The 13,500-nt window shown below is 54.9% G+C and carries 18 protein-coding genes; 5 read left to right on the top strand and 13 right to left on the bottom strand.

The features are described 5' to 3' along the window. Nucleotides 1-104: 104 nt before the first annotated feature. On the top strand, nucleotides 105-1,559 hold the full coding sequence (locus R3F64_RS13465) for a catalase (protein ID WP_199283695.1): 1,455 nt from the start codon (nucleotides 105-107) through the stop codon (nucleotides 1,557-1,559). Between the two features lie 36 nt (nucleotides 1,560-1,595). On the opposite strand, the gene dusA is transcribed toward R3F64_RS13465, so the two are convergent. Then, entirely contained in the window at nucleotides 1,596-2,660 is a 1,065-nt protein-coding gene (gene dusA, locus R3F64_RS13460; protein WP_332611973.1) for a tRNA dihydrouridine(20/20a) synthase DusA, read from the bottom strand. 100 nt (nucleotides 2,661-2,760) lie between these two features. Between dusA and R3F64_RS13455 the strand changes: the two genes are divergently transcribed. Beyond that, a complete protein-coding gene (locus R3F64_RS13455; protein ID WP_332611971.1) occupies nucleotides 2,761-3,816 on the top strand; it encodes a tyrosine-type recombinase/integrase in 1,056 nt (351 codons plus the stop codon). Nucleotides 3,817-3,828: 12 nt separating this feature from the next. Here the strand turns inward: R3F64_RS13455 and R3F64_RS13450 are convergent, their stop codons facing one another. The 11 genes from R3F64_RS13450 to R3F64_RS13400 form a co-directional block, all read right to left on the bottom strand. Then, nucleotides 3,829-3,978, bottom strand: coding sequence for a hypothetical protein (locus tag R3F64_RS13450; RefSeq protein WP_332611969.1), 150 nt, complete (start codon nucleotides 3,976-3,978; stop codon nucleotides 3,829-3,831). After that, the gene (locus R3F64_RS13445; protein WP_332611968.1) at nucleotides 3,971-4,477 is read right to left on the bottom strand and encodes a hypothetical protein; all 507 of its coding nucleotides are present in this window, start codon (nucleotides 4,475-4,477) and stop codon (nucleotides 3,971-3,973) included. Before R3F64_RS13445 ends, R3F64_RS13450 begins: the two co-directional genes overlap by 8 nt. Nucleotides 4,478-4,514: 37 nt before the next feature. After that, nucleotides 4,515-4,772 (bottom strand): pyocin activator PrtN family protein, encoded by a 258-nt coding sequence (locus R3F64_RS13440; RefSeq protein ID WP_332611966.1) that lies wholly within the window; start codon nucleotides 4,770-4,772, stop codon nucleotides 4,515-4,517. Between the two features lie 278 nt (nucleotides 4,773-5,050). Then, entirely contained in the window at nucleotides 5,051-5,266 is a 216-nt protein-coding gene (locus R3F64_RS13435) for a TraR/DksA family transcriptional regulator (protein WP_332611964.1), read from the bottom strand. Beyond that, the gene (locus R3F64_RS13430; protein WP_264823404.1) at nucleotides 5,259-5,588 is read right to left on the bottom strand and encodes a hypothetical protein; all 330 of its coding nucleotides are present in this window, start codon (nucleotides 5,586-5,588) and stop codon (nucleotides 5,259-5,261) included. Before R3F64_RS13430 ends, R3F64_RS13435 begins: the two co-directional genes overlap by 8 nt. Before the next feature lie 14 nt (nucleotides 5,589-5,602). Beyond that, nucleotides 5,603-8,269, bottom strand: a complete 2,667-nt coding sequence (locus tag R3F64_RS13425) for a toprim domain-containing protein (RefSeq protein ID WP_332611962.1) — start codon at nucleotides 8,267-8,269, stop codon at nucleotides 5,603-5,605. Nucleotides 8,270-8,315: 46 nt separating this feature from the next. Continuing rightward, a complete protein-coding gene (locus R3F64_RS13420; RefSeq protein WP_332611961.1) occupies nucleotides 8,316-8,576 on the bottom strand; it encodes an ogr/Delta-like zinc finger family protein in 261 nt (86 codons plus the stop codon). Continuing rightward, nucleotides 8,576-8,779 (bottom strand): hypothetical protein, encoded by a 204-nt coding sequence (locus R3F64_RS13415; protein ID WP_199283651.1) that lies wholly within the window; start codon nucleotides 8,777-8,779, stop codon nucleotides 8,576-8,578. Before R3F64_RS13415 ends, R3F64_RS13420 begins: the two co-directional genes overlap by 1 nt. 38 nt (nucleotides 8,780-8,817) lie before the next feature. Continuing rightward, nucleotides 8,818-9,021: a hypothetical protein gene (locus R3F64_RS13410; RefSeq protein ID WP_066317083.1), complete on the bottom strand. Its 204-nt coding sequence runs from the start codon at nucleotides 9,019-9,021 to the stop codon at nucleotides 8,818-8,820. 31 nt (nucleotides 9,022-9,052) lie between these two features. After that, nucleotides 9,053-9,259: a hypothetical protein gene (locus R3F64_RS13405; protein ID WP_066317085.1), complete on the bottom strand. Its 207-nt coding sequence runs from the start codon at nucleotides 9,257-9,259 to the stop codon at nucleotides 9,053-9,055. Between the two features lie 45 nt (nucleotides 9,260-9,304). Then, nucleotides 9,305-9,631, bottom strand: a complete 327-nt coding sequence (locus R3F64_RS13400) for a hypothetical protein (RefSeq protein WP_199283650.1) — start codon at nucleotides 9,629-9,631, stop codon at nucleotides 9,305-9,307. Between the two features lie 92 nt (nucleotides 9,632-9,723). On the opposite strand from R3F64_RS13400, the gene R3F64_RS13395 reads away from it, so the two are divergent. Genes R3F64_RS13395 through R3F64_RS13385 form a run of 3 tightly spaced genes read left to right on the top strand, consistent with a single transcriptional unit; the run spans nucleotide 9,724 to nucleotide 12,540 of the window. Then, the gene (locus tag R3F64_RS13395; RefSeq protein ID WP_332611957.1) at nucleotides 9,724-10,389 is read left to right on the top strand and encodes an XRE family transcriptional regulator; all 666 of its coding nucleotides are present in this window, start codon (nucleotides 9,724-9,726) and stop codon (nucleotides 10,387-10,389) included. Between the two features lie 44 nt (nucleotides 10,390-10,433). Further along, a complete protein-coding gene (locus R3F64_RS13390) occupies nucleotides 10,434-11,519 on the top strand; it encodes a ParB N-terminal domain-containing protein (protein ID WP_332611956.1) in 1,086 nt (361 codons plus the stop codon). Continuing rightward, nucleotides 11,512-12,540 (top strand): hypothetical protein, encoded by a 1,029-nt coding sequence (locus tag R3F64_RS13385; protein WP_332611954.1) that lies wholly within the window; start codon nucleotides 11,512-11,514, stop codon nucleotides 12,538-12,540. Before R3F64_RS13390 ends, R3F64_RS13385 begins: the two co-directional genes overlap by 8 nt. On the opposite strand, the gene R3F64_RS13380 is transcribed toward R3F64_RS13385, so the two are convergent. Continuing rightward, nucleotides 12,537-13,478, bottom strand: a complete 942-nt coding sequence (locus tag R3F64_RS13380) for a DNA cytosine methyltransferase (RefSeq protein WP_332611952.1) — start codon at nucleotides 13,476-13,478, stop codon at nucleotides 12,537-12,539. The two genes, R3F64_RS13385 and R3F64_RS13380, sit on opposite strands and share 4 nt — an antisense overlap. Between the last annotated feature and the right edge of the window lie 22 nt (nucleotides 13,479-13,500).

Genomic DNA, 13,500 nt, shown 5'->3' with positions numbered 1-13,500 from the left:
TGATGACGTGACCAACGCAGCCAACTGGCCAGTGGCCAAGCTTTAGCGGCAGAGACGGTGACTGGACAGTGACCGCGCCACCTCGAATGAAGGGAGAACTAACGATGGCAGGCGACAACCCCAACTACACGACAACTGAAGCAGGCAATCCGGTTGCCAGCGACGAGCATGCGCTTTCGGTAGGCCAAGATGGTCCTATCGTCATGCACGACCATTATCTAATGGAACAGATGGCGGCGTTCAACCGCGAAATGATTCCCGACAGACAACCCCACGCCAAGGGCAGCGGGGCGTTCGGCCATTTCGAGGTGACCCACGATGTCAGCCAATACACCAAGGCCAAGTTCCTCCAGAAAGGCGCCAAAACCGATGTGGTGATTCGCTTTTCAACCGTGGCCGGGGAAAGCGGCAGCCCGGATACCTGGCGCGACCCGCGTGGGTTCGCGGTGAAGTTCTATTCCGACGACGGCAATTTCGACATGGTGGGTAACAATACCCCCGTGTTCTTTGTGCGCGACCCGATGAAGTTTCAGCACTTCATCCATTCGCAAAAACGTCGTGCCGACAATGGCCTGCGCGACCACGACATGCAGTGGGATTTCTGGACGCTGGTACCCGAGTCTGCTCACCAGGTGACCTGGCTGATGGGCGACCGGGGCATTCCGGCCACCTGGCGGCACATGAACGGGTACTCGAGCCATACCTATATGTGGGTCAATGAAGATGGCGAGCGCTTCTGGGTGAAGTATCACTTCAAGACCGACCAGGGCATCAAATGCATGACCCAGCAGCAGGCCGATGAGATGGCAGGCACCGATGCGGATTATCACCGTCGTGACCTGTTTGAAGCGATTGAGCGGGGGGAATACCCGACCTGGACGCTCAAGATGCAAATCATGCCCTTCGACGATGCCAAGACCTATCGCATCAACCCGTTCGACCTGACCAAGGTGTGGCCCCACGACGACTATCCGCTGATCGACGTCGGCAAGCTCACCCTGGACCGCAACCCGACGGATTTCCACAGCCAGATCGAGCAGGCCGCGTTCGAGCCTAACAACATGGTGCCGGGAACGGGGCTGTCACCGGACAAAATGCTGCTGGCACGTTCGATCTCCTATGCCGACGCCCACCGCGCTCGCTTGGGGGTCAACTACAAGCATATTCCGGTGAACACGCCCAAGAGCCCCGTGCACAGCTACGGCCAGGGTGGGGCGATGCGCATCAAGCATGCCACCGACCCGGTATATGCGCCGAACAGCAAAGGCGGCCCCAAAGCCGATCCGCAGCGCTACCCGGAAGATGCCGTTTGGTCGACCGACGGTCAGTTTGTGCGTGAGGCGTACGCGCTTCGCCCAGACGATGATGACTGGAGCCAGGCTGGCGCGTTGGTACGTGACGTGATGGACGACGCCGAACGTGAACGGCTGGTCAACAATGTGGTGGGCCACCTCTCTGGCGGCGTGACGGAACCGGTGCTGGAGCGCGCGTTCGAGTATTGGCGCAACGTTGACCCGGATATTGGCAAGCGCATCGAACAAGGCGTGCGCGGCCAGTAACAGCTCCGGCAATCGCCTAATCGCAGCCCGTCACTGCTAAGCGGTGGCGGGCTGTTTGGCGTCGGCAGGCTGGGGTGAGGGCTCGCGGACCAGACTCAGGGCTTCGTCAAACAGGCGTAGCCCGGCGCCTTCTTTATGCGCGTTTTCCGACAGGTGGCGGCGAAAACGACGCCCACCCGGGCAGCCCTGAAACAGACCCAGCAAATGACGCGTGATGTGGTTGAGCTTGGCACCTTCGTCCAACCGCGACTGTATGTAGGGGCGAAATGCCCGTGCAGCATCCAGGCGGCTAGCGGCGGGTCCTGGTGTGCCAAACAGTTGCTCATCCACGCCCGCCAGCAGCCACGGGTTTTGATAGGCCTCACGGCCTACCATCACGCTATCTACGTGTTCGAGCTGTACCTGGCATTCCTCAAGCGTTTTAATGCCGCCGTTGATCCCGATGTGCAGCGTGGGATGCTGCTGCTTCAAGCGATGCACACGCGGGTAATTCAACGGGGGCACATCGCGGTTTTCCTTGGGCGATAAACCTTGCAGCCAGGCTTTACGGGCATGAACGGTAAACGTCTGGCAGCCCGCATCCGCCACGGTGTCAATAAAGCGTGCCAGGTCAGCATCTTCGTCCTGATCATCAACACCGATACGACATTTTACCGTCACGGGAATCGACACCGACGACTGCATGGCACGCACAGCGGCAGCGACTTTTTCCGGGTAACCCATCAGGCAGGCGCCAATCATGTTGTTCTGCACCCGGTCGCTCGGGCAGCCGACGTTCAGATTGACCTCGTCGTACCCCCACGCTTCGGCAATCGCTGCGCACTCAGCAAGCTCAGCGGCATCGCTGCCGCCAAGCTGCAAGGCTATCGGGTGCTCAACGTCGTCAAAGCCCAAAAAACGCGCACGCGGCGAACCGTGCAGGATAGCCCCGGTGGTCACCATCTCGGTATACAGCAACGCACGCCTGGTCAAGGTGCGCGCAAAGGCTCTGTAGTCCCGGGTTGTCCAGTCCATCATAGGCGCGACGGAGAAAGTTCTATCCAGCTCAGGGCGGACGGTGCCAGACTTCATGCGGGTTTGCGGTGTTGTGGTATCATTCATAACTGTTCATATTTACAGTGGTTGAGCCACGTTTTTAGCTAATTAGTGTCACAAATTTGGCACTTCGTGGCACTTTAATTTGTCACATTTCGAGGCAGTGATGGCGACGATTGTGAAGCGTCCAAAAAGGGACGGCAGTTTCTCATATCTAGCGCGTATTCGCATTGCGCGTACTGGTCAACCTGACTACTCAGAGTCCAAAACATTCCCTAAAAAGGCGATGGCCGCAGAATGGGCCAAACGACGCGAGCTCGAACTGGCTGCACCAGGTGGTGTGCTGACCGCAAAATGGAAGGGTGTCACTTTACACGATGCCATTGAGCGCTACCTGCAAGAATTTGCCGATGGGGCCGGGCGTAGTAAGCGAGCCACAATTGAGCAGCTTCGGCGCTTCCCGATCGCACGCGTCAAAATTACGGAGCTCAGCAGCGAGCAAATCATAGATCATGCTCAGATGCGGCGCCGCAGTGGCGTGAAGCCTTCGACCTCCGCCCTGGATATAACCTGGCTTGGTATCATCTTAAAAACAGCGGTCGCTGCCTGGCGTATGCCGGTGGACCTGAACGAGTTTGAGTCGGCCAAGCTGTTGCTTCGAAGCAAAGGGCTGATAAACCGCCCGGCATCTCGCGATCGGCGACCGACGCTAGAGGAGATCGAGCAGATTCGCGCTTACTTCCAGCGATCTCAGAAGATCCGGCCGAGCGCGATTATCCCCATGGAAGACATCATGGACTTTGCGATCGCCTCATCTCGACGCCAGGAGGAGATCACCCGGCTCACCTGGGATGATCTGGATACCGAAGCGATGACCTGCTGGGTGCGCGATGCAAAGCATCCGCGCAAAAAGTGGGGCAACCATAAGCGGTTCAAGCTGACGCACGAAGCGATGGCCATCATCCAGCGGCAGCCACGAATACAGGGTGAACCGCGGATTTTTCCTTACGGCGCTAAATCGATCGGCACTCGGTGGCGAGCCGCTACGACAGCAAAACGCATCGACGATCTGCGTTTTCATGACCTGCGCCATGAGGCCACGTCTCGTTTGTTCGAGGCGGGGTATGAAATCGTGGAGGTGCAGCAGTTCACGCTCCACGAAAGCTGGGATGTGCTAAAGCGTTATACGCATTTAAGGCCTGAAACTTTGCAGCTTCGTTAGCATGCATTGAAATTAGTTGTTTTTCTTATTATGCGGTGTGACTTTGTCATCAGAGCCCCATCTTCTCACATAGTCAACTGTGGGAGGTGGCTGTTTTTTCTCGTTGCTAAGATGCTTGTTAGCAACAGGCTTACTAGTAGTAGGCTTATCTTTTTCAGCCATGATTTATCTCCGAAATGTAAAATGAAACCAACAAGATAGAGGATATCCATCCACTGATTATTAAGAACCTATGGCAGTAAAATAGAGCTTCGGCTTTTTTTTCAATTACAATGCTAAGAAGCTCAATTACATCAATGTGGCATTGTATGATGTACGCTTCGCAATCTTCTTTGTCAGCTTCTGTGATGTATTCAAGCGCCACTCTATTGGCCGGTACTATAGGATAGCGGCTAATATTGATTGCTAGCATGGCATTTGACCAGCTAATTAACAGGAAAATAAAAATAAGCCCTGATAAAACGATTATAATCCAGTCAATTAGAAGCGTTGGGGAGATTAGAGGTTCTCTATTAATGCCTAGCCCAGTACCTAAAGCGGCCATTAAAACAGATAGTAACGATGTTAGCTTAATAGATTTGTCCTCAACATCTCTAAACCGTTGAAGTTCCTCTGTATAGCGTTCTTTTAAGTATGTGAGTGCTTGCTCGTTACCGACCATTTTAAGCACCTCGTTATTTTTAAGTATTCAGCATAGTTCACTCATTCACCATCTTCCAATGTTCCCTAGCTTCGGCACGTTTCTCATCAATGTACTGCGCCAGGTCGATCGCGCTGACCAGCCAGGGGCTTTTTTGTGAGTCGCCGGCGCGGTAGGCGGGTACCGGCAAGGCTTGGGCGCCGGCGCGGAATCCGGCCGTGCGAGCGGTGATGCCGAAGAATCGCGGGGCGACTTCTTCCAGGGGTAACTCGGTGCGGCCGTTGAATTCGGCGAGTAGGCCAAAGTAAGTGTTCATTGGTGCCTCCTGGGCGCTGCTTCCACTTCATGAAGCGTTGGCGAATGCGGCGGAACATGGCCGCCGCGGTTGGGTTGTGATCCAGCTCCGCCCGGCTTTGGATCTGGCAGGCGGCGCAGAGCCAGTCGCGGGCGTCGTCGGCGTTGTGCGTGCCGTCGGGTAATTGGGCCTCGGTGAGGCCCTGTTTGTGGCGGCGGCGTTTGTCCAGGTAGCCCTGAAAGGTGCGATCCTGGCAGAGCATGGCGGCTTGCCTGGCCAGCTTGCCGCCTTTGACCTGTTCAGCGCACATGCCGCCTCCGTTGCTCGCGTATGCCCTGGCACTCTATGCAGGTGGTGGCCCAGGGCGCCGCCTCGCGTCGGGCGGATGGGATCTCGTAGCCGCAGTCTTCGCAGTCCGGATCGGTGGCGGGAATGTATACCGCGTTGCGGCTGGCCAGCGCCGCTTCCATGCGGCGCTCCATGGTGTCGGTGGCGATGTCGGCGTTATCAGCCATCGTTCACCTCCTGGGCTTTGAAGCGGTAGATTGGTGTGACGCTGGGGCAGCGGGTCACGGTGATGGTGTTGTCGTTGAAGGTGTCTTCCACCACGTCGCCGTCGTTGATGACGATCAGGTGCTCCATATCCTCGATAGGGTTTTCCGAGAGCGCGGTGAGCGTTTCGTGAGGCAACGTTTTCAGCGTGTTGAAGGCCTCAAGCTTGGCTTCTTGAAGCTCGCGCTCGGTTTGCTGGTACGCCCGCCGGTGCTGATTGGCGATGCTCGTTAACCGGCTGATACGGGTCAGGGCGTTGTAAATGGCGTTATCTTGAAAGGTCATGATGATTAGCTCCTTCATTGTTGAAACACCCAGCACTTCACGCTGCCGCCGTGGAGGCGGACGCGGGAGTTCACGGTGCGGTTGGAATCCACAAACTTGCGGGTCTTGCTGCTCTTCAGGTACCGCTTCAGCTCGCGCATTTCCGGCGTGCGCAGCTTGTATTCGGCGCAGGTGCGCTCGAAATCCTTCAGGTTGATGGCGATCAAGTCGCTGCCCTTGCCGTAGTGGTTCAGCACGGGCTCGTCGCGCAGGCCCTCGATGTAGTCGACGGCCTCCCAGAATTCGGCGACCAGGGGATGGTCGGCATTGATGGACTGCTGACGCTCGCGGGCCATCTGTTGGATGTGGCCCATGGCCACGGTGATGGTCTGCTCGTCGAACAGGTCGAGCCCTTCCGGCCCCAGGCACTCGACCAGGGCCATCAGCTGGCCGTGGCACTTGGCGATGCGCAGCACCTTGATATCTGGGTCGTCGCCCAGCTGGTTGGCGAACCGGCGGGCGCGCTGGGTGATTAAGGCCAGCAGCGCGGCCTCGCGCTGGGCGACCTCAAGGGCAAACTGGCTGATGTGCTCGAGCTCGGCTTTTTCCAACGCCTCGGCCATGGCCTTGGTGTCTTTGTTTTGGCCTTCCCGGGAGAAGTGCAGGTGGCAGATCCGCGTTTGGATCGCCTCACCCGCCTGCACCGGCGCGTTCTGGCTGATGACGATGCTGCCGCGAAAGGGTGGCTCGTAGGTGTCGTTACCGCTGTTCTTCACGCCCCGGGCACGGATCGAGCGGCCGTTGAAGGCGGTCTTGAGCTCGTCCCAGTCGAACTGCTTTTGCTTGGCCCCGCCTTCCTGCTCGCGGTCGGACTCGATCAGCACCACCGGCAGGTTGCTCACCTGGGCGAAGTTGCGCGAGCGGGCGGGCATGGTCGCCTTGCTGGGGTCAAAGCCCTCGTAGTCGCGGCGGCCGCACAGCTTCCAAAGAAACTCGATCAGCGTGGATTTACCGGCGCCTGCTTCGCCGACGATCTCCAGAAAAGGGAAGCTGCCCATCTCGGCGCGGATCTGCTCGGCCAGCAGGCTGCCCATCCAGTAGCCCAGGGCCACCACGCCCCGAGGGCCGAACGCGCCGAGCAACTGTGGAATCCAGTCGGTACTGAACGCTTTGCGATCTGGGTTGATGTGCAGCGCCACGGACTGGCTGAGGGTTTTCAGTTGGCGGCGGGGGCCGAGCTCGAAAAAGTCCTCGCTGTTGATGGGAACCACACGGCCACCAGCCACAGCGAGATCACCGAACACATAGGCACCGTGGTCTTTGCTGTAGCCGATGAAGTCGATGGTCTCGACGGTTTTGATGTTGCCGATCTGATCCTGCAGCAGCTGGTCGAGCTGTTGACTGGTACCGGTCCACACTGCGCCGGGGGCCACGCCCAGCAGGCGCTTTTTGTACTCGCTGGCACTGGCCAGCTGGCCACCGCTGAAGGTGTTCTTGATCGGCGGGCGACCGTCGGGGAATTCCACGCGGTAGTAGTACCAGCTCTCATCGGTGACCGCGTTGGCCTGGTAATACAGCGCCGTGGGGTAACAGGTGCAGATCCGCTTCACGCTGCCCGCTTGCTCCAGGGCGGCGTCACGCATCGCCGGGTCGAGCTGTTCCTGGTCGTGGCCATCCGCTCCATCGGCACGCAGGGCACGGTCGAAGGCGTCCATGTCCAGCTTCCACCACCACACCTGGCGTTTGAACTCGAACCAGAACTCCCGCTGCTCGCGGCGCTTGTACATCAGCAGCGCCTTGGTCATGGCGGTCGGTGCTAACAGCAGGTCGCCGTGGTAGCGGTAGGTCTCGCGGTCGGCATCATTAAGCTCGCCGCGCTGGTGGGCATCGTTCCAGTCGTGGCCACCGTGGGGAATCTGCGCGGCGTGGCACTCCCAGCCAGCCGCCCGGGCACGTTTAACGTGCTTGAGCGTGGCGTTGTGGCCAGCGCGGTTGTTATCCAGCGCCCACACCAGCGCCGGGCGGCTGGTGCCTGCGTGATGGGCTGCGTCCGCCAGGGCTTTGAGCGCTTCATCGGGGTAGTTACCGCAGCTCATGGCGGACACAGCGGCGATGCCGTGGTGGTACAGGGCGATGGCATCGAAGATGCCTTCCACGATCCACACCTCGCCGGCGGCAACCAGGTCGTTAAGCGTCAGCGCGGGCGGACACCACCACTGGCCCTTATAGCGGCCCACGAAGTTGGCTTTCTGCTTGCCGAAGCGCTCCGGGTTATCCAGCAGGCGCTCCCAGTAAGCGCCGCCGGGCAGGGCGAAGCGCACCGTGGCGGTGCCGCCGATCTCCGGCTTCCAGTAGCTCTCTTGCGTGTACCAGCCCTGAATGCGGGCAAGCTCAAAGCCCCGGCCATCGCGCAGGTAGCCATCCGCCACCGGCGTGGCGGAGGCGGGCTGTTCCCCCGTTTTGGGGCTGTAGCGTTCGCTCCAGGAGCGGAACAGGTCAGGGAACAGCGCTTTCACGTGCAGCTGCGCGCCGCAGTTGTTCTCCCGGCCACATTTCAGCATCCACGGCGCGTCGGCATTGATATACGCCTCGCGCTTCCCGCACTCCGGGCAGCGCACCCGTTGCAGGTAGGGGCCGCGCTCAATGGCCTCAAAATCGCTTATCAAGCGCGTAACAATGTCCTGGCGCAGCGATGGATTCACGCTCGCCTCCTTAGTTTCAGAGTCATTGGCTGGGCCGGTCAGGCGTTTACGATGCCTGTTGCGCCTGCTTGATCGCTTGTTGAAGCAACCTGGGCGTAAACGGCAGATCCACCTGGGCGTTGGGGCTGTCGCTGGGTGTCAGCGTGTTGCACACTTCGATGCGCGCTTTGCCCCGAAACCCACAGTCTTCATTGCGGCATTCCACGACCGCCTCGCGGTACACCGGTGTTAGCCCCTGGCTTTTGCGAATGCGCAGGTTGTGGCCACAGTGCGGGCAGGGAAGGCGGTGTTTGCTGGTCATCGTCATCAGTGTTTTCTCTCAATGGGGTAAAGGGCGCGGCCTCGGCCGGTGAGTCCTTGGGTGCCTTTGCGCAAGCGGCGACGCATCAGCCACTCGGCGGCTTCGTCCAGGCTCGATAAGTTCTGCTGGTCGCATACCTGCTGCAGCACGTCCTCTAGCTGCTCATTCAGCGGAAGGCGTAATTCGCCGCGGGCCGGTTGGTCAGCCATACATCAGTGCTCCTTGGGGTCCTCAAAAAGACCTGCCTTTACGACGCCTCTTGAGGCACATTGCTAACGGAGAGATCAGCAACGCCCAGCGTCTCCAGTGCTTCTTTCAGCACCAGTTGACGTAGCAGCGAGGCTCGGTCGATGCCGGTGTAATCCACCAGGGCATCGATCAGTCGGGCCTCGTACTGATCCAAATTGAGAGCGGCGTAACGAGAGCGCACACGTTTGGGGTCCTGGTACATGGCAAACATCCTTATGCAAGGCAGCGGGTCGTCATTCGGCACTGAGGGTGTCTTGGTCGTACTGCTCGATACCGCGCAGCATGAGCATGCGAGCGGTGGCCGACAGCGTGCGCATTTCCAGCTGGGCGATACGCTTCAGGTCGTCGCGCTCGTTCTCGGTTACGTGGGCCATGATTGGGCAGTTACACCCCTTGGGGGCATAAATTGCCTTTGGGGTAATGGAGTTAGGGCGGTTCATGGGTTAGGCTTCCTTAACAAAGTGAAAGACAATGCGAACCAGTGGTTAGCGCTGGTACAGGCGAATCAGCTTGCGTTGCACGAAGTGCTCATCCAGGTGGGTGCGCAACGCTTCCAGCGCGTGTTCCCGCTGAATGTCGGAATGCTGGCCGTTGGCGATCAACGTGGCCGCCAGTTGGCCTACCGCCTCGGCGGTGGTGCGCTCTTCCAGCGCCTCAATTTCCGCCAGCGGGTTGAGCGTTTGGCTACCGCCGCCGGTGGCCAGCTGCAGCAACTGGCGAGTGCGTTGCGGGCAACGCTCCAGCTCAACGGTGACGCCGCGATAGGTCACGGTTTTGGGGTGAAGCGGTGTAGGTTTGGCAGGTGTGGCCATGGCAGTGGCTCCCTAGCTATGTGTTGTGATCTGAAAGACATCGATAGAATGGTTCACAAAAATGAACCTGTCAATAAGGATGGTTCATAAAAATGAACATTGGCGAGCGCCTGAAAGAAGAACGCGAGCGGATTGGGTTGAGCCAAACGGCTCTGGCCCAGATCGGTGGCGTGGGTAAAACGACACAAATTAAATATGAGAAAGGCGCTAGCAGCCCTGATTCTGCGTACTTGTCGGCAGTGTCAGACGAAGGCGTTGATATCTTTTATGTGCTCAAGGGCCATCGTTCAGGCACACCCAACGCGCAACCATTGGGGTTGCCGTTAAGTGAACCATCGCCGGATCTTTCGCCGGTGAAGATGTACGACATCGAAGCCGCGGCCGGGGCAGGGCGCAGCTTTGAAGGCGAGCCAGTGCAAACCACGCTGTACTTTTCCACGGCAGAGCTTTCCGACCAGGGGCTGGACCCGGCCCAGGTGGTCGGCGTGAAAGTGCGCGGCGATTCGATGCTCGGCACGCTGGACGATGGTGATTGGGTATTGGTGGATCGCAGCAACCGCGACCCGAAACAGGAAGGCGTGTTTTTACTACTGGTGAGCGGGGAAAGACGGATCAAGCGGGTACAGCGCCTGGCGGGCGGCGCGCTGTATCTGATCAGCGACAACGACCACTACCAGCCGGAGATGATCAAGCCGCAGGATATGCACGATGTGGAGATTCTGGGGCGGTGTGAGATTCGGATTGGGCGGGTTGTGTGAAGTCGTTAAGTATTTCAATTATGTTTATATAAAAAGGGGGTTTTATGACCAGTTCTCCTCATCCTAAAGAAATTAATACTAACCAACTATTTTTTGATCCTGAAAATCCGCGTTTTCCTAGAGAAATATCATCTGGTGAAGAAAGCATTATTTTAGAAAAAATGATACGTGATGAGCGTGTAGCTGAAATAATGCAAAGTATTGGAGTTCAAGGTTATTTTGCTGGTGAGCCTCTTTTGGTAGCCCAAATAGATGATAGTGATCAATACTATGTGGTTGAAGGGAATCGCCGTTTAGCTGCGTTGAAATTACTCAATGGTGAGCTTGCGATACCTAAAAGGTTGAAAACAATAATTTCTATTGTTGAAGAAGCTGAACAAAAGCCAGAAAAAGTGCCATGCATCGTATTCTCGGAAAGAAGGGAGATTTTAAGGTATTTAGGGTTTAGACATATTACGGGAATAAAAGCATGGGGTCCTTTAGCTAAAGCTAGATATTTGAAACAATTGAGAGAAGATATTTACGCTGATGAACCAGAAGATCAGCAGTTAAAAATGTTAGCTAAAGAAATTGGAAGTAGGTCTGATTACGTTGGTACCATGCTAACTGGCTTAGAGCTTTATGATAAAGCTAGAGAGCAAGAGTTTTTTCATCTGCCCGGCGTTAATGAGAAAAGTATAGAGTTTACGTTGCTAACCACTTCAATTGGCTATAGAAATATATCTGATTATTTGGGGTTGGATAGTAAGGTTGATACTTTTTGCGAAAATGTCGATGATGATAAGCTGAGAGATATATTTTCTTGGATCTACTCTCAAGATCAGCAAGGGAATACAATAGTGTCTGACTCTAGGAAGCTCAAAGACCTTTCCGCGGTAGTTGCAAATCCTGACGCAGTCGCTAATTTAAAGAAAAAAGGTGATCTTAATGAAGCATTTCTAATGACAGAAGGTCCTCAGGTTGCTTTCTCACAAATGCTAGAGGCAGCTAAAAAGAAACTTAATTTGGCCTATGAGACGCTTCCATCTGTCGGTGAGGTTGACCAGAGTCATAGAGATGAAATACAAAGCATATTTGATTTATCTAAGAGTATTCGTTCTGTAATCCAGGGGCGGCTTGACGATGAGTAAAGAGATTTTCACTAAGTTGTCGTTGTTACCTCGTTTGTCAGATGTTTTCGTATGGTGTGACTATATTGAACTTCGTTGTTTAGTGCACCCTGATAAAAGTTTTTCACGTTCTGACTTAATGGAAACCCAGGAGGAAATGACCGATACAAGAGATGATGCAGACGATATATCGGACGAAGAATTTGCTGATGACTTGGGCTTAGATATAAATGAGTTTGAACACGATGAAATATATCACTCTGTCCCGATTGTAAATGATCGCCTACATCAGAAAACTTATGAAAGATTTCTTCACTTAAAAAGCAGATTGCGTAATTTTGGTGAAGATCTTTATCCATTCTATTTTGATGATGAATTGCAGGCAATATATTTAAAAGAAGATCTTACTGAATGGCATTATTTTTATATACAGCTTTTAATATCTTCCGCACTTCGATATTGCCCTCGGTCTCGTCGCCATGAGCTGACTGGTCCATTTGAAGAAGTCAGTCTTGAGATTTTTAAATGTTTGATGCCAAAAGGGTGGATGGTTTATCCGTTTGGAAAAGATAAATCGAGTAGATACAGTGGACATCTTTATGACAAACTTTTACTGCTAGCTAATGATGTAAGAGGAGAGCTATCAGCTAAAAGAAGTCACTTTAGCGATAGAGATTATGGTGATGGTGGACTCGACTTGGTCGCTTGGCACCCTATGTCTGATGAACGAAACCTCATACCTATGGCATTTGCTCAATGTGGATGTACTGCGGAAGAATTTGGTATGAAGATGTTGGAAGCTTCTCCTGGCAAGCTTGGTCTGCATCTAAGAGTCGGTTACGCATGGGCTTGTTATTACTTTATGCCACAGTCTATGTTGACGAACGATGGAAAGGATTGGCTAAAGTACTCCGATTTCTCACCGTCGATTGTAGTAGATCGTTTTAGGATTATGAGAATTGCAAAGCAGTACCAGCTTGATATTCAAGAAGTTTTAAAGACAGAAACGATAAGCGAAGCACTTTCGACTTCCTTTCATTAATCCCAGATATCTGGCAATGACTCGGCCACCGCTTCAAAGAGAGGCGGTGGTACAGCATTTCCTACCACTTTGTATCGCATGCTCATGCTTCCGTATTTATGCTCTGGAAACATTAGGTCGCCAAAGCCTTGCAGCTTAGCGGCCTCCCGGTAACTGAAGCGGCGTGCTGGCCCATCGTGCGCGAAACGCCAAACGTTATGCTCAAGCTTTTCTAGCGGCGGGCTCATTGGATGAAGCGGCATATGCCGAGGATTAGCCACAATCGTTTTTGACTGATCTGCCCATTCGTTACGCCGGTTTCTTGATAAGTAGTACCAGTGGAAGTCTAGGTCGTAGAACTCGCCTTCTGGCCATTCGGGCATTCCACCGATGGCGTCATGAATTGTCTTTTTTGGAGTGCCGCCCAGCACGCCATGGGTTGGCTGTGGGAATTCATACTCAATACCAAAGTCGTCTCGTATACCGACGATGAAAATCCGCTTACGTTCTTGGGCAACGCCGAAGTCGGCTGCATTAAGCACTTGGAATGAAACGTTGTAACCAGCTTCAGTAAATACCCGCTCCTGGTCCTGGAGGAGGTAGGCGTAATTTTTACGCACCATGCCAGATACATTCTCAACAATGAATGCCTTGGGCCGTATCTGCCTCAGCGCGCGTGCAAATTCAAGATACAGCGTGTTGATTTTTCTGTTAGCGTCGCGAACGCCGCCTTGACTGAATCCTTGACAGGGGTAGCAGCCAACCAATAACTCAGCATCTGGAAAATTTTCTATTTTGCTGATGTCGCCTAAGCGGTAGTCAGTCTCTGGGTGGTTGTGCTCATATACTGCCTGCGCGTATGCCAACACATCGTTGGCCATCAGCACATCAAAGCCAGCATTGATGATGCCAGCGTCTGAGCCTCCGCAACCTGAGAAAAGTGACACTGCTGTTGGCATGACGTTACCTTAAACCTTAATT

It is taken from the genome of Halomonas sp. 5021, assembly GCF_036663435.1.
In the GTDB taxonomy this organism is placed as follows: Bacteria; Pseudomonadota; Gammaproteobacteria; order Pseudomonadales; family Halomonadaceae; genus Vreelandella; species Vreelandella janggokensis.
The sequence above is the reverse complement of the archived record's forward strand: the minus strand, read 5'-3'. Positions and strand labels throughout refer to the sequence as shown.